Source organism: Rhodococcus sp. 5G237, from assembly GCF_053764735.1.
This window is the reverse complement of sequence record NZ_JBSNCD010000010.1, coordinates 45,195-65,563: the sequence shown is the minus strand read 5'-3', so window position 1 is coordinate 65,563 and position 20,369 is coordinate 45,195. Positions and strand designations below refer to the sequence as shown.

Below are 20,369 nucleotides of genomic sequence, written 5' to 3'. Positions count from 1 at the left end.
CATGGGTTCGGGTCTGCTCGTCGCCGGAACGACCTCGGATGCAGGGAAATCCGTGGTCGTCACCGGGATCTGCCGATCCATGGCGCGGCGCGGCCTGAAGGTCGCGCCGTTCAAGGCGCAGAACATGTCGAACAACTCGATGGTGACGAGCGAGGGCGCGGAGATCGGGCGCGCCCAGTGGATCCAGGCGGTGGCCGCCCGTGCGATCCCCGAGGCCGCGATGAACCCGGTGCTGCTCAAACCCGGCAGCGACCGGCGCAGCCACGTCGTGGTTCTCGGGCGCCCCGCCGGATCGCTGGAGGCAGGTGAGTTCGCCGGTGGGCGACAGCATCTCGCCGACGCGGCGTTCGGCGCCTTCGACGATCTCCGTCGCCGGTTCGACGTGGTGGTGTGCGAAGGTGCCGGAAGCGCGGCCGAGATCAATCTGCGCGACCACGACTACGTGAACATGGGCCTGGCGCAACACGGTTCGATGCCGACCGTCGTCGTCGGCGACATCGACCGTGGTGGCGTGTTCGCCTCGATGTACGGGACGCTGGCCCTGCTCGACGCCGCGGATCAACAGTTGATCCGCGGCTTCGTGATCAACAAGTTCCGCGGCGACGTCTCGCTCCTGAAACCCGGACTCGACTCGCTCGAACGGGTCACCGGCCGCCCGGTGCTCGGCGTGCTGCCGTGGCAACGCGAGCTGTGGCTCGACTCCGAGGATTCGCTCGCCCTCACCTCCCGCCCCGCACACGACGGTGACGGCGCACTGAGCATCGCCGTCGTGATGCTGCCGCGGGTCAGCAACTTCACCGATGTCGACGCGTTGTGCCTCGAACCGGACGTGCGGGTCCGCTTCGTCGACGACCCGCGAGCGCTCGCCGGTGCCGACGTCGTGATCGTGCCCGGAACACGCGCCACACTCGCGGATCTCGCGTGGCTGCGCTCGCGAGGACTCGACACCGCGATCGTCGACCACGCCCGCCGGGATGGACCGGTCCTCGGTATCTGCGGCGGATTCCAGATGCTCGGCACGCACATCGACGACCCGCACGGTGTCGAAGGTGTGCCCGGTGCGAGCGAGCCGGGTCTCGGATTACTCCCCGTCCGAACCGAATTCGCACACGAGAAGGTTCTCCGATTACCGAGGGGCGCGGCGTTGGACGCGGCCGCTTCCGGCTACGAGATCCACCACGGACGCGTCACCGTCGATGGTGGCACCGACTTCCTCGGTGGCACCCGTGTGGGCTCGGTGTTCGGCACCATGTGGCACGGCGCCCTCGAAGGGGACGCGGTGCGCCGGGCATGGTTGCGCGAGGTCGCTGCGGCAGTGGGCCGCGAGATCCGCACCGGGGAAGTGAGTTTCCCGGCAGCACGCGAGGCCCGCATCGAGGCGCTCGCGGACCTCGTCGACGAACATCTCGACATGGACGCTCTGCTCGCCATGCTCTCCGACGAGCGAACCCTGCCCGTGCTGAGGGGAACCCTTCGGTGACGGTCCTCATCCTCGGTGGAACGGGGGAAGCCCGTTCCCTCGCCGTGGCATTGGACGGCACGGACATCGCGTTCGAATCCTCCCTGGCAGGCCGGGTCCGCAATCCCCGCCTGCCCGTCGGTCCGGTGCGCATCGGAGGGTTCGGCGGCGCGGACGGTCTCGCCCGGTACCTGACCGAGCGCGGTATCCGAGCCGTCGTCGACGCCACCCATCCGTTCGCCGCGGGCATCAGCGCGAACGCCGCGACGGCATGCACCGCCGCGCACGTTCCGCTGGTGCGCCTGCAACGACCCGGTTGGCACGACGAGGACGGCCTGTGGACGTGGGTCGACGACCACGACGTCGCCGCGCACGTCGCCGCGACCGGCCGGAGGATCTTCCTCAGCACCGGACGGCAGACCCTCGACCGCTTCGTCGGGCCGCTCGCCGCGCACGACGTGCTCGTCCGCGTCGTCGACCCGCTGACGACCGAGTTGCCACCGGGCTGGTCGGTGCTGCTCGGACGCGGCCCCTACCCAGCGACTGACGAACGGAAACTGCTGCTGGACAACGGGATCGACACCCTCGTCGCGAAGGATTCGGGTGGCTCGCTCACCCGCGGCAAACTCGACGCCGCCGACGAACTGGGCGTGCGCGTGATCGTCGTACGCCGCCCGCCCGCACCTCGCGGTGTCACCACGGTGGAGACCGTGGCGGCAGCGCGGGAATGGGTCCTCCGGAGCGCGGAGATCAGACCTGCGGACCTTCGGAACGCAGATCGTCGACCTTCTTCATCGCCTCGCGCAGTTCCCGGAGCCACTGCTCCGAGTGCTGCCCCACGAGCCTGACGGTCCACTTCAGCGCATCCGAACGGGACCGCGCGACACCCGCGTCGACGAGGGTGTCGAGCACCTTCCGTTCGGGTTGGCGCAGTCGCGTCATGACCGGGACGGCGAGGTGGGTGAACAGTTCGGTCCGGTCGCCGGCCTTCACGCCCCAGGCCACCTTGCGGCCGTAGCGGGCCTCGGCCTCGTCGGCGATGCGCATCCGGTCGGCGCGCGTGGTCTCGCGGAATCGAGCGATGCGTCCGTCGATCTCGGTGTCGCTCGTGCCGTCGGGCACCCCGAGGGGTCCGACGACGAAGATTTCCTCTCTGTCGATCTCGATGTCGGGCGGTCCGGTGAACCAGTCGTCGGGGAGTCTGCCGGCGAACCACTCGGCGGCATCGCTCGCGTCGGGGACGTCGGCCTGTTGCCAGCCGCCCGGTCGTCCGAATCCGTGGATGTGTGAATGTCGCATGATGTCCTCCTCGGGACGCGACCTGGTGCGTGTCGCACCGATCAAGCTGTGCGTGTTGCACTGATTACAGTGTTGCACTGCACGCGTGACGCGCGCCACTGTCGATCGGCGAACGGTGCGGTCAGTGATCGTCCCGGGGAGTCAGAACTCCGGAGGTGACCGGAGGAGCGCTGCGCAGGGGAGCGGTGGAGAGCACGACCGGCAGCCACACCGCGGTGGATGCCATCACCGCGCCCCAGCACAGATACAGGCCGACGTGCGGTGCGTGAGAGGTGTGGGCGACCATTCCCGCCTGCGACCAGACCGCGAACAATCCCACCATCGACGCCGCGCCCGAACCGAGCATCGCGATCGCCGCGGCACCCCACCTCCGTCGGAGCAATGCGACGAGCGGTACGAGGATGCCGAACACCACCACGAAGACATCGAAGACGCGGAGCGGAAGCGTGGCGGCCTCGGAATCCCAGCGCACAAGGGCCGTCAGGGACGTCACGGAGGTGGCCTGCGGAAGCAGCAGACCCACGACCAGCAGCGCGACGCACCCGGCCAGGATCCGGACCCGCGAGCGGCCGACGACCACCTCACCGGCAACGCGGTGTTCGATGCGATCGAGATCGTGACGGAATTCCGCCAGGTCGTCCATGGTGCACCCCCGGAGCGCGGCGACGCTTCGGTCCCAGTATGCGACGCGGGCCACATCGGTGGGCGGGTTCTGCAACTCCGTTTCGGGACGGCACGATCGGGCATGCTCCTGGGCGTGAGTCGATACGACGCGTACATCTTCGACGTGCAGGGCACGCTGATGGACTTCTACACCCCGGTCACCCGGGCGGTGGCCGAGGCACTCGGTACCTATGCCGATCCGGCGACCGTGGGCGACCTGGTGCGGGCCTGGAGGAGCGACTACTACGAACGCATCCTCCGTCTCGACCAGTCGGTGGAGAAGTGGTATCGCGTGCAGGACTCCTACGTCGACGGACTCGGCGACGTGTGCGAGCAGTTCGGGATCGACCTTCCCGAGGACGTGCGCGTCGAGACGGCGCGGGCCTGGCAACGCCTCGAGGCGTGGCCGGACGTGCGGCCCGGGCTGAACGAACTCCGTTCGCAGGCAGTGGTGGCGACACTGTCCAACACGGACATGGCCACGATGATCACGCTCTTCCGCGACCAGCAGCTCGAGGCCGACGCCATCCTCACGGCCGAACTGTTCGGCGCCTTCAAACCCGAACGTTTCCTGTACGAGCGCACCTGCCGGTATCTGGGGGTCGATCCCTCCCGGGCCGCGATGGTCGCGTCGCATCCCTACGATCTGCGGGCCGCCCGCGAGGTCGGACTGAACACGGTCTTCGTGTACCGGCCGCTCGAGAACGGCCGGGTCGAGGACGCGGTCGACGACACCGAGGGGGAGTTCGACCATCGCATCGAGGACCTGCGGGAGATTCCGTGACAGGTTGTCGACCGTGGACACCGACGTGCTGTCGGAGCTGGTACGTATCGGCGACCACCACATGACCACGGTCGAACACACACCCTGAGACGGCCGGACCCGGGCGTCAGTCGAGCACGAGGTGCCGGGCGGCGATCACCGCGTCCTTCCCGGAGTTCACACCGAGCTTCCGGTACAGCGACCGCAATTGTGTCTTCACCGTGTTCACGCTGACGAATTCGGCCTTCGCGATGGTGCGTGCCGAGCGACCCGCGATCAACCCGTCGAGGACCGCACGTTCGCGCGGCGTCAGTCGCACCACCGGTTTCGACTTCGGATAGGTGGCCGTGTCGAGCGCCGTCGGCTCCGAGGCGGTCGGCAGGGCGACTCCCAGCGAGCCGAGATGACGCGCCATCAACGGCGAGACCATGGTGAACGGTCGCAACAGTCCGGTCTGCTGCGACAGCGCGATCGCCCGGTCGAGGTGAGGACGGGCCTCGCTGTCACGTCCGAGCGCGCACGCGGCAGCGGCACCGAGCACGGCCAGTTCCATCGCCTGGCGGGGCGTGCAGATCGGATCGGTCCTGTAGTGGTGCACGAGCGCTTCGCTGCCGGCCGGATCGCCCGTCAGCAGACGCATGCGGGCATGGACGGGCGCGGTGAACAGGTGGGTGGAATCGGCGACGAGATTCCGCGCCCGGTCGAAATCGCCCAGCGCCAGTTCGAGATCGGCGCGTATCGCGTTGACGAGCACCGCGTTGTACCCCGCGTGGAGCTCCGGGTGCTTCCGGATCTCTGCCTTGATGCGCCGCAGCCCGTCCATCGGAGTGTGGGTGAGCAGCGCGAGGGAGCCCTGTGCGTAGAGGACGAGGGCCCAGAACTCGTTCGGGGCCGTGGACGCCTCGATGTCGACGAGGATGTCGAGCGCCACGTCGGTTTCGAGTCGGTCGATCGCGAGCAGTGCCGCCGCGATCTGCTCGGCTGTGTGCGCGAGTCGTGCGCTGTCGCGGTGGTGCCGGCGAGGCGTCCGATCGGTGCAGAGCGCCGCGCGTGCCTCCGGCCCTTCTCCGCGTAGGGCGTGCATGAGCCCGAGTACGGCGGCGGCGTCTTCGCCGACGGGTGTCCCGGCCCCGGCGGAACGGGCGCGGCGCAGCATGCCCATCGCTTCGTGCGGACGCACCGCGAAGAAATAGGTCAGCCCGGCCTGGAAACAGAAGGCAGCGTCGGAGACGACCGTCGTTCCGGGTGCCGTCGACGAGGACGCCGCTCTCGACGCGAGCTCGTCGCAGATCGACGCCGCCTCGGCGAACCGTCCCTCCCTCCGTAGGGTGACGACCTGCCCGAGCTTCGCAGCGCCGTCCGATCCGCGATCGGGGCTCCCTGGTACCACGAGGTAGGTCCTCGTCGGTTCTGCCGGCAGGTCGTTCACGGCCCGTCGCAACAACGACCGGCGGACGGCGTCCGGGTACACCCGGGCCGAGTTCCCGGGCACGGGTTCGACCAGGCCGAGGGATTCGAGGGTGGTGAGAAAGGTCGGGGCGTCCACGCCCGACTCTGCGAGGGACGCGCAGGTCAGCGAGTCGGTCATCGCCGACATCAGAACCGGTCGGAGCAGGTGTGCGAGGAGTGGTTCGTTCTTGATCGTCCGCGCTGTCACCGAGTCGGTCACCGCGTCCACGAGGCGCTCGAGCTCGGTCGCTCCGGGGAGCGGTGCGGAGCACAGGGCTGCGGGGAGACGGCCGATCACGGCCGGTAGCCCTCCGGTGCGGTGAACGATCCGCTCCACGACCCACCGCTCCTGCGGAACACCGGCATCACGCAGGTACGCGGCTGTTTCGTCGACGGTGAAGGCGAGGTCGGCGGAGGTGAGGATCCTCGTGTCGGAGGGCATGTCCGCACCGGTGGAACTCGTGGTGCGCGTCGCGACGACGATGCGCAGGGTCGGTTCGTCGGCGAGCAGGGTGCCGATGCCCTCGGCGACGTCCTCGTCGAGTCGCGTGCCGTCGAGGACGAGGGTGACGGGTGTGTCCGCGGTCGACAGGGCGGTGCGGAGGGCGTCGAATCCCCGGCTCGTGCGCGAGGCTTCGGTGTCGATGCAACGGCGTACGGAATCGAATATCCGCGCCCAATAACGGTCGGCGGCAGAATCCGCCGTGGACGGACCGACGTACGCAATGACGCGACGAGGTTCGGGATCGGTCATGAGCCATGTCCGCAGAAGTGTCGTCTTCCCCGAGAATCGGTGGCCGCGGAGGATCACCAGACGTGGGGCATCGGACAATTCCGAGAACAGGCGACCGCGACAGTAAGGAAAAATCTCGACACCTCCACGTCGGCTTCCCCCTGCTCAACGGTTCCGTACTTCTTTTTCCGATGTACGAATCGCACGAACAGTAACCGGAGTTACGTATTCGGACAGAATGAACACGGATTCACCCCGAAATTTCACCTTCGGAACGGAATTGTCCGTCGAGGTGGCGAAATGCCGAGCAGATTATCGACGACGTGCGAGTGCGACGGCGACAGCCGTCGCCACGGCTCCGAGTCCGACCTTCGAGGCGAGTCGCGCGGTCCGGCCGATATCTTCCGGGACCGGCGTGGGTCCGTCGCCGAGCGTGCCGCGATCCTCGACCACCCCGTGATAGACGTTCGTGCCGCCGAGCCGGATCCCGAGAGCACCGGCGAACGCCGCCTCGACCGGACCGGCGTTCGGGCTCGGATGCTTACGCGCGTCCCGGTGCCACGCCCGGACCGCGCCCCGGCCGTCGTCACCGAGTGCGACAGCCAGCAGGGCGGTGAGGCGAGCGGGGACGAGATTGAGCAGGTCGTCGAACCGGGCCGAGGCCCAGCCGAACCGTTCGAGTCGCGGCGTGCGGTGACCGACGCGCGCGTCGAGGGTGTTCGCGGCCCGGTAGCCGAGCAGACCGGCCGGACCGAGGACCGCACCCCACCACAGCGGGGCGACGACGGCGTCGGAGGTGTTCTCGGCGACCGATTCGATGGTGGCGCGCGCGATCCCGTTCTCGTCGAGCTGCGACGGGTCGCGGCCCACCAGGTGGGTCACCTGTTGCCGCGCCGCGGCGAGATCGCCGTCGCGGAGCTGGGCGTCGATCGTCCGGGCCTCGAATCCGAGGGAACGACCACCGAGCACGGTCCAGGTGGCCAGCGCCGTGACGGTCACCGACAGCACCGGACGATCGCGGGTCGCGCGGTCGGCGACGTATCCCAACGCGCCGGCGGAGCCGACCAGTAGTGAGGTGAACACCACCCCGGCGACGCGGTGGTCGGCGTACAGCCGGCCCTCGGCGGCGCGCGCCAACTTCCCGAAGCCGCTCACGGGATGCCACCGCTGTGGGTCGCCGAAGAATTGGTCGGCGGCGTAGCCGAGCACCAGTCCGAGTGCCCTCTGCTTCACAGGATCGTTCTCCACGTCTCGACGAGCGCCGCCGTGGTCGCCGCGTCGCGCACCGCGATCCGCACCCAGTCGTCACCGAGACCGGGAAAGGTGTCGCCGCGACGCAATGCGAAACCCTTCTCCCGCAATCGATCCCGAGTTCCTTCGGGAACGGACGCCAGCACGAACGGGGCCGTCGAGGGGGAGACCAGGCGGATCCCGAGGTCGGTGAGGGCGTCGACGAGAACCTCCCTGTCAGCGGCGATCTCCCGCGCGATCACGTCGGTCTCGCGTACTGCATCGTCGGATGCGCACGCGATCATCGCGGCCGCTGCGGGAGTGGACACCGACCAGGGCGGCTGCTGCGCGGCGAGATCCACGAGCACCGCGGCGTCGCCGACCACGTATCCCGCGCGCAGGCCCGGGATCGCCCACGTCTTGGTGAGCGACCGCAGCACCACGAGTCCCGGAACGAACTCTCCCGTCAACGATTCGGTTTCGCCGGGAACGGCGTCCATGAACGCCTCGTCGACCACGACCACCCGCCCCGGTCGGGTCAGTGCCAGAAGCGTGTCCGCCGAGTGCAGGACCGAGGTGGGATTCGTCGGATTGCCGACGATCACCAGGTCGGCATCCTCCGGGACCGCACCCGGATCGAGGACGAACCCGTCGTCGCGGCGCAACACGACTCGCGTGACGCGATGCCCGGCGGCCAGCAGTGCCGCCTCCGGTTCGGTGAACTGCGGGTGCACCACCACCGGCTTCCGCCATGCCCGCGCCCGGGCGATCAACGTGAACGCCTCGGCACCCCCCGCCGTCGGAAGGACCTCGTCGTTGCTGCGGCCGTGACGATCGGCGAGGGCGGCGCGTGCATCGCTCGGGTCGGGATACCGGGCGAGAGCGTCCAGCGAGGCACGCAGGGCGTCGTCGAGCCATACCGGTCGCGGTCGGCGCGAGACGTTGACGGCGAGGTCGACCAGCCCCTCGGTCGCGTCGCGGTCGCCGTGATGGTGCAGGTCGGGTTCGTGTGTTCGACGACGTGCCGGTGCCGAGGTGGGTTCGGGTGCGGGCTCCGCCGCCCGTGCGGCGTCCGTGAAACGTCGTGCGAGATCGGGATGTCCGGCCCAGTGCGTGTGCAGGTACGACGCGTGCACCGTGGCGGTCGCGACGCCGTCCGGCCGGCCGTCGAGCAGCCACGCGGGAGACGAGCCGGGATCGATCGCGGTGCGGTGGAATTCGTGGCCGGTGACGCGGGTGCCGGCGGGGGCGAGCAGGGTGTCCTGCGGTGCGATCGCGGTGCGGTAGCCGAGGGTCAGGCGCGGCGTCATCCGTGCCGAGGTGTCGAGGGCGCCGACCATCTCGTGCCCGTCGACCTCCCGCCCCAGATAGAGCAGACCGGCGCACTCGGCGACGGTCGGAACCCCCGCCGCGATCGCGGCGCGCAGGTGCGTGCGCAGGGGGAGGTTCGCGGCGAGGTCGGTGGCGTGCACCTCGGGGAACCCGCCGCCGAGATAGATCCCCGCGGTGCCGGCAGGCAGCCGTTCGTCGCGCAGGGGATCGAACGACACCGGTCGGCATCCGTGTGCGCGCAGGAGTTCCTCGGTCTCGGTGTAGCGGAAGGTGAAGGCACGACCTCCGGCGACAGCGATCACCGGTCCGTCCGCGGTGGATGTGCCCGGTGACCACGGCGTTGCCGACAGGTCGGGTGCTGCCGAGGCGATACCGAGGATCTCGGTGAGGTCGATGCGCTCGGCGATCCGCGCGGCGAGCCGATCCACCTGTGCGGTCGCCTCGTCGCGTTCCTCGGCGGGCACCAGGCCGAGATGGCGCGACGGAACGGTGATGCCGTCGTCGCGACCGAGCACGCCGATCACCGGGATGCCGGTCGGTTCGAGTGCGCGGATCACCTCGTCCGAATGTCGCTGCGATCCGGCCTTGTTCAGGATCACGCCGGCGATCCGCGTGCCGCGGTCGTAGGACGCCATGCCGTGCACGATCGCCGCGATCGACCGGGAGGCGTGCGAGACGTCGACGACGAGGATCACCGGTGCGGACAGCAGGGCCGCGGTGTGGGCGGTGGACGCGTATCCGTCGGTGCCGATCATCCCGTCGTACAACCCCATGACACCTTCGATCACGGCGATGTCCGCGCCGGCGGCGCCGTGCAGGAAGAGGGGAGCGACGAGGTCCTCGCCGACGAGATGCGGGTCGAGGTTGCGGCCGGGTCGGCCGGTGGCGAGGGAGTGGTAGCCGGGATCGATGTAGTCGGGACCGATCTTGTGGCCCGACACGACGTGGCCGGCGCGGCGCAGCGCCGCCATGAGACCCGTGGCGACGGTGGTCTTCCCGTGCCCGGATGCCGGTGCGGCGACGACTACACGTGCAACTCTCACCACTCGATCCCTCGCTGGCCCTTCTGACCCGCATCCATCGGATGCTTGACCTTCGTCATCTCCGTCACCAGGTCGGCGACCTCGACGAGCTTCGGGTGCGCCCGCCGCCCCGTGATCATGACGTGCTGGCGTCCCGGCCGAGAGGTCAGCGTATCGACGACCTCGTCGATGTCGACCCACCCCCAGGCGATCGGATAGGTGAACTCGTCCAGCACGTACAGGCCGTGCTGCTCCGCGGCGAGGCGTCGCTGGATCTCGCGCCATCCGGCGAGGGCGTCGGCGGCGTGGTCCTCCTCGGTGCCCTCCTTGCGCGACCACGACCAGCCGGATCCCATCTTGTGCCACTCGATCGGCCCGCCGGTGCCGCGCTCGTCGTGCAGGTCGGCGAGGGTCTCGAAGGCGGTCTGCTCGCCGAGGCGCCACTTGGCGGACTTGACGAACTGGAAGACGGCGACCGACCAGCCCTGGTTCCAGCCCCGCAGCGCGAGACCGAATGCGGCCGTGGACTTCCCTTTTCCGTCACCGGTGTTGACCATCAGCAGCGGCCGGTTGCGGCGCTGGCGGGTCGTGAGACCGTCGTCGGGTACGACGGTGGGCTGTCCCTTCGGCATCAGGCGGCCCTCTCCCGAACGATACCGGCGAGGGCGTCGGCATCGACCTCACCGACGGGCACGTATTCGGCGCCGAGGCGTTCGGCGAGACGGGCCGCGAGACCCATCCGGAACCGTCCCGTCTCGGAATCCACCACCACCGAGGAGATTCCCTGTGCAGCAATGACGTCTGCGGCATCGAGCGAACGCTGCACAGCGTCCCGCCCGGCGGTGGCACGACCGTCGGTGACCACGACGAGCAGGGCACGCCGACGTGGATCCCGGAGCGAATGGCGTCGAACGGTCTCGGCCGCTTCGATCAGACCTTCGGCCAGCGGGGTCCGCCCACCGGCGGGGAGTTCTCGTAGTCGTGCGGCAGCCACGTCCACCGAATTCGTCGGCGGGAGTGCGAGGGTCGCGCCCGTGCCGCGGAAGGTCACGAGGCCGACGATGTCGCGACGGCGGTAGGCGTCGAGCAGCAGCGACAGGACAGCGGTCTTGACCTGCACCATCCGGTTGCGTGCGGCCATCGACCCGGAGGCGTCGACACAGAGCAGGACGAGATTGGTCTCGCGGCCTTCGATGATCTTGCGGCGCAGCTGCAGACCCTGATCGGTGAGGGCGGCCGCGCGGATCGTGGCGGGGAGGTGAACCGGACCGGTGTCGCCGCGGCGACTGCCCACTGTGCGGCCGATCGTGGTGACCGCCCGCGACCGACGGCCGGCCGCCCCGCGCCCGACCCGATCGACGGAGAACACCCTGGCGCGAAAGGGATCCGATGCCGACGCCAGGGTGGTGGACAACCTGTCGCCCGAGCCGGAGGACGTCTCCGCTGCCGAGTCGTCGGGTGCGCTCTCGCCGCCACCGGGATCGTCGTCGGGGCCGGGATCGGGGTCGTCTCCGCCGAGCAGGTCGTCGAGCAGGTCGTCGCTGCTGGTGGGGGCGTCGAACGGGTTGCGGCGCCGACGGTGCGGAAGCGCGAGCCGGGCTGCTGCCGCGATGTCCTCGCGTGTCACCTCGAGGCGGCCGCGCCAGGCGGCGTGTGCGATCGCTGTGCGGGCGGTGACCAGGTCGGCGCGCATGCCGTCCACGTCGAACGCCGCGCACACCTCGGCGATCGAGACCAGCGCATCGTCGCTCAGCACGACCTGCGGGACGAGTTCGCGTGCGGAGACGACGCGGCGCGACCACTCGGCATCCCGATCCGCCCACCGCGCGGTGAAACCGGCCGGATCGGCGTCGAAGGCCATCCGCCGCCGCACGATCTCGGCGCGCACGTGCGGGTCGCGGGGCGCGGCCACGTCCACCGCGAGACCGAAGCGGTCGAGCAGCTGCGGGCGAAGCTCGCCCTCCTCGGGATTCATCGTCCCGACCAGCACGAATCGGGAGGCGTGCTCGACGGAGACCCCGTCGCGTTCGACGGTCGAGCGACCCATCGCCGCGGCGTCGAGCAGCAGGTCGACCAGGTGGTCGTGCAGGAGGTTGACCTCGTCGACGTACAGCACGCCGCGGTGGGCCAATGCCAGGAGGCCGGGTTCGTATTCCGCCGTGCGGTCGGCCAGTGCCTTGCCGAGATGCAGCGAGCCGGTGACGCGATCCTCCGCCGCGCCGACAGGCAGTTCCACCAACCGCACCGGACGGACATGCGCGCCCGCATCGGCAGGGTGAGGGCCGTCCGGACAGGACGTGTCGGGTGCGGCCGGATCACACGAGAACCGGCACTCGTCCACGACGGTGATCTGCGGCAACAGCGCGGCGTGGGCACGCACGGTCGTCGATTTCGCGGTGCCCTTCTCGCCGCGCACGAGCACACCGCCGATCGACGGCGACACCGCACACAGGGTCAGGGCCAGCGCGAGGTCGTCCGAACCGACCACCGCACCGAACGGATACACATGCACTTCGACCTCCACAGGCTCCCGCTGGGATGTTCTTCGCGGCAAGCTGTTCGAAGGCCGGTATTCGGACTTCCCGGTCGGACGCCGTGCGATCGCCTTCCCGGACCGGACGGTCCAGTGGCTGCGCGGATGCGCATGATCGACGACTCCCGGGTCACCGCAGCGGGCCTGTGCCGGATTCTCACCGGCTTCCCGATTATCCCCGTGAGGGGCACCTTCGATTGCCTTGCCGCGGCCGAGTCTAGGCCATGGCGCGTGGGCTATGGTTCACCGCCATGGGACCGATGCGACAGACGACAGGCATCACCGTTGTCGGAATCGGGGCGGGCGGATGGGCGGGCGTGCCGTCGGTCGTCCGGGAACGGATATTCGCAGCCGAGGTCCTGCTGGGCGGCCGGCGCCACCTCGATCTGGTGCCCGCCTGCGCAGCGGTGCGCGAAGAGTGGCCGTCGCCGCTCCTGTCCGGGCTCGACGACCTCCTCGACCGGCACGCCGGCAAGGACGTCGTCGCGCTGGCATCCGGTGATCCGCTGGTCTCCGGGATCGGCACCACACTGATCCGGCGTCTCGGAGGCGACGCCGTGGAGGTGATCCCGGCGGTCTCGTCGGTGGCACTCGCCCGCGCGCGCATGGGCTGGTCCGCGGAGGAGTGCGAGACGGTCACCGTCGTGGGTCGCGAGATCGATGCTCTGCGCAGAGTTCTGACGCGCGGACGCAAACTCGTCGTCCTCGTCGACGGTGCACGTGTCGCGGATGTTGCGACGCTCCTGGTGGCCGCCGGTTTCGGGAACTCACGGGTCGCGGTGTTGTCGCATCTCGGTGCTGCTGACGAGTCCCGGATCGATGCGAAGGCGGCCCATCTGACCGATACGGGCGTCCGGTCTCTGAGTCTGATGTGCGTCGAGGTCGACGGACCCGCCGGGTTGTCGGTGCTGCCCGGTCTCGACGACTCCCTGTTCGAACACGACGGACAGCTCAGCAAGCGGACCGTGCGTGTCGCGGCGGTGTGCGCACTCGCGCCACGACCGGGGGAGTTGCTGTGGGACGTCGGTGCGGGAGCCGGGTCCGTCGGAATCGAATGGGCGCGAACCGATCCGCGCTGTCGTACTCTCGCGATCGAGAAGGACGAGAGGCGTGCCGGCGCAATCGAGCGCAATGCTGCCGCGTTGGGTGTGCCGTCGGCGGTGCGGGTCGTCCGTGGTGCCGCCCCCGCCGCGCTCGACGGACTCCCGGTGCCCGACGCGATCTTCGTGGGCGGGGGAGGAAGTCGTGAGGGTGTGCTCGACACGTGTTGGGACGCATTGCCTCCCGGCGGTCGGCTCGTCGCGCATGCAGTGACGCTGGAGACCGAGGCCGGCCTCGTGCTGTGGTGGAAGACGCACGGTGGTGAACTCACCCGTCTGTCCGTCGAACACGCAGATCCCATAGGAACATTCACCGGCTGGCGTGCGCAGCGACCGGTCGTGCAGTGGAGCGCAGTGAAAGGCGAACGATGACCGTCCATTTCGTCGGATCCGGACCCGGAGCGGCCGACCTGCTCACGCTGCGAGCGGTGAACCTGCTGCGCGAGGTCCCGGTCGTGCTGTACGCCGGTACCTATCTCGATGCCGAGACCCTCTCGCACTGCCGTGACGACGCCGAACTGGTCGACACACAACACCTGGACCTCGACGAGATCACCGCCCATCTCGTCGACGCGCACCGGCGTGGCCTCGATGCCGTGCGACTGTGCTCCGGCGACCCGTCGCTGTACTCGGCGCTCACCGAACAGACGCGACGACTCGACGCCGCAGGCGTGCCCTGGGACGTCACGCCCGGTGTGCCCGCCTACGCCGCGGCGGCCGCGGCACTCGGCACCGAACTGACCGTTCCCGAACTCGTGCAGACGGTCGTGCTGACCCGCACGCAGGCCCGGTCGACGGCGATGCCCGACACCGAGGCTCTGACGCGGGTCGCGGGGATTCGAGCGAGTCTCGTCCTGCACCTGGCGATCACCCGTATCCGTGTCCTGGCCGAAGAACTCGCTGCCGAATACGGCGCCGATTGTCCCGTCGCGGTGGTCGCGTTCGCATCGCGGCCGAACCAGGTCGTGCTGCGCGGCACCCTCGCCGACATCGCCGACGGTGTGGAAGCCGCGGGGCTGAAGCACACCGCGGTCATCGTCGTCGGACACGCTCTCGGCGTGCGTGAACGGCCGGATGTGGCCTGCTCGCATCTCTACGACCCCGCCCGCGAGCGCCCCGGTCTCGGATAACTCCATCTTCCCCCGCCGAACCGGGATTCGCCCCGGTTGCAGCAGGGGCGAACCCCGGTACGGCGCGCGAACCTGTTGACAACCCGGGGGTGAACGCCGTTCACTCGATGCGGGGTGAACGGTGTTCACCCCGCAGGGTGGCAACGGAGATGGGGACATGGGACGAACGACACCGGCGTCGGGCACGACGATCACGACGCTGCTGAGCCTGGCGGGTCTCGTTGCGGCTCTGCAGACCACGCTGGTCATTCCGCTGCTTCCGGACTTCCCCGAGATCCTCGACGTCTCCGCCGGCGCCGCGACGTGGCTGGTGACCATCACGCTCCTGACCGGAGCGGTGGCGACCCCTATCGTCTCGCGCTCGGCCGACATGTTCGGCAAGCGCCGAATGATGGTGCTGTCGCTGGCGATGATGGTCGTGGGGTCGCTCATCGCCGCGCTCGGCGGGAGCTACATCGCCGTCCTCGTCGGCCGCGCGCTGCAGGGCTTCTCCTCGGCACTCATCCCGGTGGCCATGGCCGTGCTGCGCGATCTGTTGCCCCGCGAGAAGGTCGCGGGTGCGGTGGCGCTGACCAGCGCCACGATGGGCATCGGCGGCGCCCTGGGTCTACCGGCAGCAGGCGTTCTCTACGACACCCTGGGGTGGGCCTCGGTCTTCTACGTCTCGGCGACTGCCGGTGTGCTTCTGTTGGTCGGCATCCTCGTCACGGTCCCGGCGAGCGCATCGGGCACCCGGGGCCGCTTCGACCTCGTCGGCGCGGTGCTGTTGTCGCTCGCACTGATGGCGCTGCTGCTCGGGATCTCGAAGGGGCCGGTCTGGGGCTGGTCGAGTCCGCAGACCCTCGTGAGTCTCGGGGCGGCCGCCGTCGTCCTCGCCGTCTGGGTCCCGTACGAACTGCGCGTTCCCGTCCCCATGGTGGATCTGCGTGTCTCGTCGCGCCGGCCTGTTCTGCTCACCAACATCGCCGGGCTCTTCGTCGGCTTCGCGGCGTACGCGAACACCCTCTCCACCACACAGCAACTGCAACTTCCGGAGATCACCGGCTTCGGATTCGGTCTCAGTGCGGCGATCGCGGGTCTGTGCATGGTTCCGGGTGGACTCACGATGCTCGTCGTCTCCCCGCTGTCGGCCCGCATGACCGCACGATTCGGCGGCCGCACCACTCTCCTGGCCGCGGGACTGCTCATGACCGTGGCCTACGGATTCCGCATGATCTTCGACGACACCGTCGCACTCATCGTCATCGGTAGCGTCCTCGTCAGCATCGGCAACGCGATGGCCTTCGCGACCATGCCGGCGCTGATCATGGCGGTCGTCCCGCTCACGGAGACCGCAGCGGCCAACGGCGTCAACAGCCTGCTCCGTACGATCGGATCGTCGGGCATGAGCGCGGTGGTCGCGGCACTGGTCGCCGGGCTCACCATGGAGGCGGCCGGGACGGTCTTCCCGGCCCACAGTGCCTTCGTGGCGATGTTCGGGATCGCCGGCGCCGCGACGTTCTCCGCTAGCCTGGCAGCCATGTTCCTTCCGAGGCACCGACCGTCGACGACGCGCGTCGCGGGCGCATCCGTGGAGGCGAAGGCGTAGGTGACCGAGCGAACCACCCGCGACGTCATCCTCGACGCCGCACGACCGCTGTTCGCCGAGCGCGGATTCAACGGCACCACGATCAGGGACGTCGCCGAAGCGGCCGGTGTCTCACCGGCTCTCGTGATGAAACTGACCGGCAGCAAGGCCGAGCTCTTCCAGGCTGCGGCTCCGGACTCGCCCGGACTCGCCGAGGCCACCCGTCACGACGAGCCGGTCGGGTACCGGATGGTGCGTGCGGTCGTCGAGCGACGGGATTCGGACGATTACGACTTCTGGGCGATGGCACCCTTCCTGGTTCGTGAGGCAGCGGATCCGGCTGTGGCCCGCACGCGGACGAACGAGCGGGTCGTCGCCCGGATCGCGGCACTGATCGGGGACGACTCCGCGGGGCTGGTGCGCTCGCAGATGGTCGTCACCCTCCTATTGGGACTGGCGGGCAGCCTGAGGACGTTCGAGTTGCTGCCGCCCGACGAGATGCCCAGCGGGACTCTGATCGAGACCTACGGCCGACTCGTCCAGTCGGTCGTCGACGATCCCGAACTCTGACCATCCACCGACCGTTTCGTCCACACTGCACCGGTCGGTGTCACGGAGGTGCCCGCAGCGCCGACGATGAGCAGGCACTTCATGTCGATGCTCGCCGGATCGAGTTTCTCGAGCGTCGTGACCTCGAGCGACTCGCCGGACCGTCCCACATCGCGCCCGATCACGACGACGGTGTCGGCCGGACGATGCTTCAGCAGTACCGTTCTCGCGTCCGCGACCTGCGTCGTCCGAGACCGCGACGCCGGGTTGTAGATGCCCAGGACGAGATCGGCCTCGGACACCGCGGCCAACCGCTTCTCGATCACGTCCCATGGTTTGAGTCGATCCGACAGGCTCATCACTGCGAAGTCGCCGCCGATCGGGGCGCCGGCACGCGCCGCGACGGCCTGCACCGCGGAGACGCCCGGCAGGACGCGAATCGGCACCGACGCGTAGGTGTCGTCCTGCGCGGCCTCGAACACCGCCGACGCCATCCCGAACACCCCGGCGTCACCACCGGAGACCACCGCGACCTTCTCGCCCGACAGCGCGAGGTCGAGAGCGAATCGCGCGCGGTCGACCTCGACGGTGTTGCCACTCGAATGACGGTGCAGGCCGAAACGTGCCGGAACGCGGTCGACATACGGTCCGTATCCGACGACGTGATCGACCTGCGCGAGTGCGTCGGCGGCCTCGGCGGTCAGCCACTTCTCGTCCGCAGGGCCCAATCCGACGACGAGCAGTTCGTTCGCGTCCGGATGTGTCGCCTCGGCCGAGACGGACGGCCGCGAGCGGTCGGCGACCGCCCGATTCCTCGGCGAGCGGTCACCGGCGGTGAGGATCACCGAGAAGTACGGCACCGCGTCGGCGTCGACCTCGGTGACCGGCAGGATGCGTTGCCGATCCATCGACGCGCGTTCGACATAGACGGCGTCGTCGAGGCGACCGGACTGAGCGAGAGCCTCCCGGACGGCGGGAAACGTCCTGCCCAGCTTCATGATCGCCGCACCGTCCGTGTCGGCGAGTCGCCGCGCGAGCTCCGGGGCGGGCAACGTGCCGGGGAGGATGGTGAGGACGTCGGTGCGGCGCACCATCGGTTCGGCGGCCGCAGCAGATGCGGCGGACACCGACGTCACCCCCGGCACAACTTCCGTCGGGTATCGCGGAGCGAGGCGGTCGTGCAGGTACATGTACGAGCCGTAGAACAGGGGGTCGCCCTCGCAGAGCACGACGACGGTGCGTCCCGCGTCGAGGTGGACGGCCAGCCGGGCGGCGGACTCGTCGTAGAAATCGGCGATCGCACCGTCGTAGCCGCCCGGGTGATCGGTGGTGCCCGTCGTCACCGGGTACACGAGCAGTTCCTCGATCACCCCGTCCGGGATCAGGTCGGCGGCGATCGACCGGGCGATGGAGCGGCCGTGCGTGCCGGAATAGTAGGCGAGCACGTCGGCCTCGGCGATCAGCCGCGCGGCCTTGCGTGTGATGAGTTCGGGATCACCGGGACCGAGGCCCACGCCGTAGAACCTGCCTGGCATCGTGTCGCTCATTCCTTCTCCTGGGCAAGTGCATTGATCGCGGACGACGCCATCGCCGACCCGCCGCGGCGCCCCCGCACCACCAGATGGGGGATCTGCAGCGGATGGTCGAGCAGCGCCTCCTTCGACTCCGCGGCGCCGATGAACCCGACGGGAACACCGACGATCGCGGCCGGTCGCGGGGCGCCGTCGTCGAGCATCTCGAGCAGATGGAACAGGGCCGTCGGGGCATTGCCTATCGCGACGACGGAGCCTTCGAGGCGGTCGGCCCACAACGACACCGCCGCTGCGGAGCGGGTCGTGCCCCACCGCTCGGCGAGTTCGGGGACACGTGGGTCGGCGAGCAGGCACACCACGTCGTTGCCCGCGGGCAGGCGCGTACGGGTGACCCCGGAGGCCACCATGTTCGCGTCGGTGAGGATCGGAGCACCTGCGTTCAGAGCAGTGCGGGCGGACGGAACAAGATCGGAGTGGATCACGAGATCTCGTGCCAGATCGGTCTGCCCGCTTGCATGGATCATCCGGACCGCGACCTTCTCCGCACTCGCAGGAATCGCGGACAGCTCCGACTCGGCGCGGATCGTCGCGAACGACCGGACGTAGATCTCGGCGCCATCGGTGACGTAGTCGTACCGACGCGGGGGAGGTCGAAGGGTCACGGGGTGCTCCTGGCGAAAACGAGGCGGTGAGGCGAGTGCGGTGCGCCGCAGGCGCGTTCGCATCCGGCGACGTGAATTCGGGAATCGGTGGTATCTCCGGCGACGATCCGGCGAGCCAGCGCTCGGGTGTCACCTCCGGCGAGGCTACACCCGGGCGCTCCCGTGCACGCGGTCACCCGCTGCCACGGTGAATCGGGGATCGTCTCGAAACCGGTCTCGCGCAGCGCGACGAGATTCGATCCGGACGGAAGTATCAGGCCGCGCCAGGGCGTGACGACCACACCGCTATCGGGCAATGCAGCGACCATGGTGGGGGTGAGAATCCCCAGCGGCACCATCACCGACACCGCGTCGCCGATCGTGCCGTACGGCATGGTGAAGACCGGTGGCCGCGGAGCGGAAACGGTACCGCCGAGTTCCGCTCCCGCACGCGGAAGTTGACGCACGTGCCACACCGACTCGCGAATCTCGACGAAGCGGCGGGCCCGGCGCAGGAGCGTCTCCGGGACCTGCGTGAGCCGTACCGTAGGGCCGGCGAGTCCACCCACGACGATCCGCGCGGTCCCGTCGTCGAGCGCGACGGCGGTGAGATCGCACCGCAGCGCCGCGATGTCGCCACGGCCGTCGTCGAGGCCGAACAGGAACCGGCCGGGCAGGTCGGCGAGGACCGGATCGGCGCACAGTCCGGCGTCGAGTTCGCGGACGAGAGGCCGGACGTCGGTGAGTCCACCGGCGAGTCCCGTCAGCGGCGAGGCGACGATGTTCCGCACCCGTTCGTGGCTCGCCGACGGCAGCAGTCCGGCCGCCGTGACGACTTCGGCCAGTCCGGCGGGGACGGCACCGCACTCGTCGAGTCCGATGCCTCTGAGCTGCAGGTTTCCCCGCGACGTGAGGTGCACGTCGCCATCGGCGTAGGCGATGGCCGCGTCCGACAGTGCTCGGAGCGCCCCGTCGGGTACCTGCCCTCCGGGCACGCGAAGCCGCACCAGCGCGCCGTCCGCCGCGACATGCGGGCGAAGGATTCCGGGGCACCGATCGGGAGGGCGAGAGGGTGGCAGAGCATCCACGGACGCACATGGTTGCACACCTTTCCGGACAGGTGCGCTACTCTCGGTTTGCCGTGGTGCTCGGGAAGCCGGTGGGAAACCGGCGCGGCCCTCGCCACTGTGAGCGGATAGTTGCTCGCCCTCGTCCGTACCGGTCCGCCGGTTCGGAGGCCACTGGAGGAATCCGGGAAGGTCGGTGGAGCAGCGACGACCCGTCAGCCAGGAGACCGGCCACGGCACGTGAGGTCCACGAGGGTTTTGGAGACTGAGCATGGCTGTACGCCTGTGTTTTCGGGTTGC

17 protein-coding genes and 2 riboswitches are annotated in these 20,369 nt (G+C 69.4%); of the genes, 7 read left to right on the top strand and 10 right to left on the bottom strand.

Annotation, left to right across the window (positions count from 1 at the left end; all coding sequences use genetic code 11):
• Position 1: 1 nt before the first annotated feature.
• Both ACWPOC_RS21820 and ACWPOC_RS21815 read left to right on the top strand, forming a co-directional pair.
• Positions 2-1,480 (top strand): cobyric acid synthase, encoded by a 1,479-nt coding sequence (locus ACWPOC_RS21820; RefSeq protein ID WP_455409320.1) that lies wholly within the window; start codon positions 2-4, stop codon positions 1,478-1,480.
• Positions 1,477-2,307, top strand: a complete 831-nt coding sequence (locus ACWPOC_RS21815) for a cobalt-precorrin-6A reductase (protein WP_455409319.1) — start codon at positions 1,477-1,479, stop codon at positions 2,305-2,307. Before ACWPOC_RS21820 ends, ACWPOC_RS21815 begins: the two co-directional genes overlap by 4 nt.
• Here the strand turns inward: ACWPOC_RS21815 and ACWPOC_RS21810 are convergent.
• On the bottom strand, positions 2,210-2,758 hold the full coding sequence (locus ACWPOC_RS21810; RefSeq protein WP_120283630.1) for a hypothetical protein: 549 nt from the start codon (positions 2,756-2,758) through the stop codon (positions 2,210-2,212). The genes ACWPOC_RS21815 and ACWPOC_RS21810 overlap by 98 nt on opposite strands.
• 121 nt (positions 2,759-2,879) lie before the next feature.
• A complete protein-coding gene (locus ACWPOC_RS21805; RefSeq protein WP_230791433.1) occupies positions 2,880-3,401 on the bottom strand; it encodes an Rv2732c family membrane protein in 522 nt (173 codons plus the stop codon).
• 102 nt (positions 3,402-3,503) lie between these two features.
• Between ACWPOC_RS21805 and ACWPOC_RS21800 the strand changes: the two genes are divergently transcribed.
• Entirely contained in the window at positions 3,504-4,205 is a 702-nt protein-coding gene (locus ACWPOC_RS21800; protein WP_455409318.1) for a haloacid dehalogenase type II, read from the top strand.
• Between the two features lie 106 nt (positions 4,206-4,311).
• On the opposite strand, the gene ACWPOC_RS21795 is transcribed toward ACWPOC_RS21800, so the two are convergent.
• From ACWPOC_RS21795 to ACWPOC_RS21775, 5 genes are all read right to left on the bottom strand, one after another.
• Positions 4,312-6,387, bottom strand: coding sequence for a helix-turn-helix transcriptional regulator (locus tag ACWPOC_RS21795; protein ID WP_455409317.1), 2,076 nt, complete (start codon positions 6,385-6,387; stop codon positions 4,312-4,314).
• Between the two features lie 291 nt (positions 6,388-6,678).
• Positions 6,679-7,599, bottom strand: a complete 921-nt coding sequence (locus ACWPOC_RS21790; protein ID WP_120280202.1) for a cobalamin biosynthesis protein — start codon at positions 7,597-7,599, stop codon at positions 6,679-6,681.
• A complete protein-coding gene (locus ACWPOC_RS21785; RefSeq protein ID WP_455409316.1) occupies positions 7,596-9,971 on the bottom strand; it encodes a cobyrinate a,c-diamide synthase in 2,376 nt (791 codons plus the stop codon). Before ACWPOC_RS21785 ends, ACWPOC_RS21790 begins: the two co-directional genes overlap by 4 nt.
• Positions 9,968-10,582, bottom strand: a complete 615-nt coding sequence (gene cobO, locus ACWPOC_RS21780) for a cob(I)yrinic acid a,c-diamide adenosyltransferase (protein ID WP_016691514.1) — start codon at positions 10,580-10,582, stop codon at positions 9,968-9,970. Before cobO ends, ACWPOC_RS21785 begins: the two co-directional genes overlap by 4 nt.
• Entirely contained in the window at positions 10,582-12,474 is a 1,893-nt protein-coding gene (locus ACWPOC_RS21775) for a VWA domain-containing protein (protein WP_455409315.1), read from the bottom strand. Before ACWPOC_RS21775 ends, cobO begins: the two co-directional genes overlap by 1 nt.
• Before the next feature lie 23 nt (positions 12,475-12,497).
• A riboswitch (cobalamin riboswitch) is annotated at positions 12,498-12,693 on the bottom strand.
• Between the two features lie 41 nt (positions 12,694-12,734).
• Between ACWPOC_RS21775 and cbiE the strand changes: the two genes are divergently transcribed.
• The 4 genes from cbiE to ACWPOC_RS21755 all read left to right on the top strand — a co-directional run bounded on the left by cbiE (position 12,735) and on the right by ACWPOC_RS21755 (position 16,850).
• A complete protein-coding gene (cbiE, locus tag ACWPOC_RS21770; RefSeq protein WP_455409314.1) occupies positions 12,735-13,955 on the top strand; it encodes a precorrin-6y C5,15-methyltransferase (decarboxylating) subunit CbiE in 1,221 nt (406 codons plus the stop codon).
• On the top strand, positions 13,952-14,713 hold the full coding sequence (locus ACWPOC_RS21765) for a cobalt-precorrin-4/precorrin-4 C(11)-methyltransferase (protein WP_120280199.1): 762 nt from the start codon (positions 13,952-13,954) through the stop codon (positions 14,711-14,713). The genes cbiE and ACWPOC_RS21765 overlap by 4 nt, the downstream gene beginning before the upstream one ends.
• A gap of 157 nt (positions 14,714-14,870) precedes the next feature.
• Positions 14,871-16,301: an MFS transporter gene (locus tag ACWPOC_RS21760; RefSeq protein ID WP_455409313.1), complete on the top strand. Its 1,431-nt coding sequence runs from the start codon at positions 14,871-14,873 to the stop codon at positions 16,299-16,301.
• Positions 16,302-16,850, top strand: a complete 549-nt coding sequence (locus ACWPOC_RS21755; protein ID WP_455409312.1) for a TetR/AcrR family transcriptional regulator — start codon at positions 16,302-16,304, stop codon at positions 16,848-16,850.
• Here the strand turns inward: ACWPOC_RS21755 and ACWPOC_RS21750 are convergent.
• The 3 genes from ACWPOC_RS21750 to ACWPOC_RS21740 are packed head-to-tail and all read right to left on the bottom strand — an operon-like array spanning position 16,805 to position 20,009.
• The gene (locus tag ACWPOC_RS21750) at positions 16,805-18,376 is read right to left on the bottom strand and encodes a precorrin-2 C(20)-methyltransferase (RefSeq protein WP_455409311.1); all 1,572 of its coding nucleotides are present in this window, start codon (positions 18,374-18,376) and stop codon (positions 16,805-16,807) included. The genes ACWPOC_RS21755 and ACWPOC_RS21750 overlap by 46 nt on opposite strands.
• On the bottom strand, positions 18,373-19,023 hold the full coding sequence (locus ACWPOC_RS21745) for a precorrin-8X methylmutase (RefSeq protein ID WP_016691521.1): 651 nt from the start codon (positions 19,021-19,023) through the stop codon (positions 18,373-18,375). Before ACWPOC_RS21745 ends, ACWPOC_RS21750 begins: the two co-directional genes overlap by 4 nt.
• The gene (locus ACWPOC_RS21740) at positions 19,020-20,009 is read right to left on the bottom strand and encodes a cobalamin biosynthesis protein CobG (RefSeq protein WP_174246994.1); all 990 of its coding nucleotides are present in this window, start codon (positions 20,007-20,009) and stop codon (positions 19,020-19,022) included. The genes ACWPOC_RS21745 and ACWPOC_RS21740 overlap by 4 nt, the downstream gene beginning before the upstream one ends.
• Positions 20,010-20,127: 118 nt before the next feature.
• Positions 20,128-20,319, top strand: a riboswitch (cobalamin riboswitch).
• Positions 20,320-20,369 lie beyond the last annotated feature (50 nt).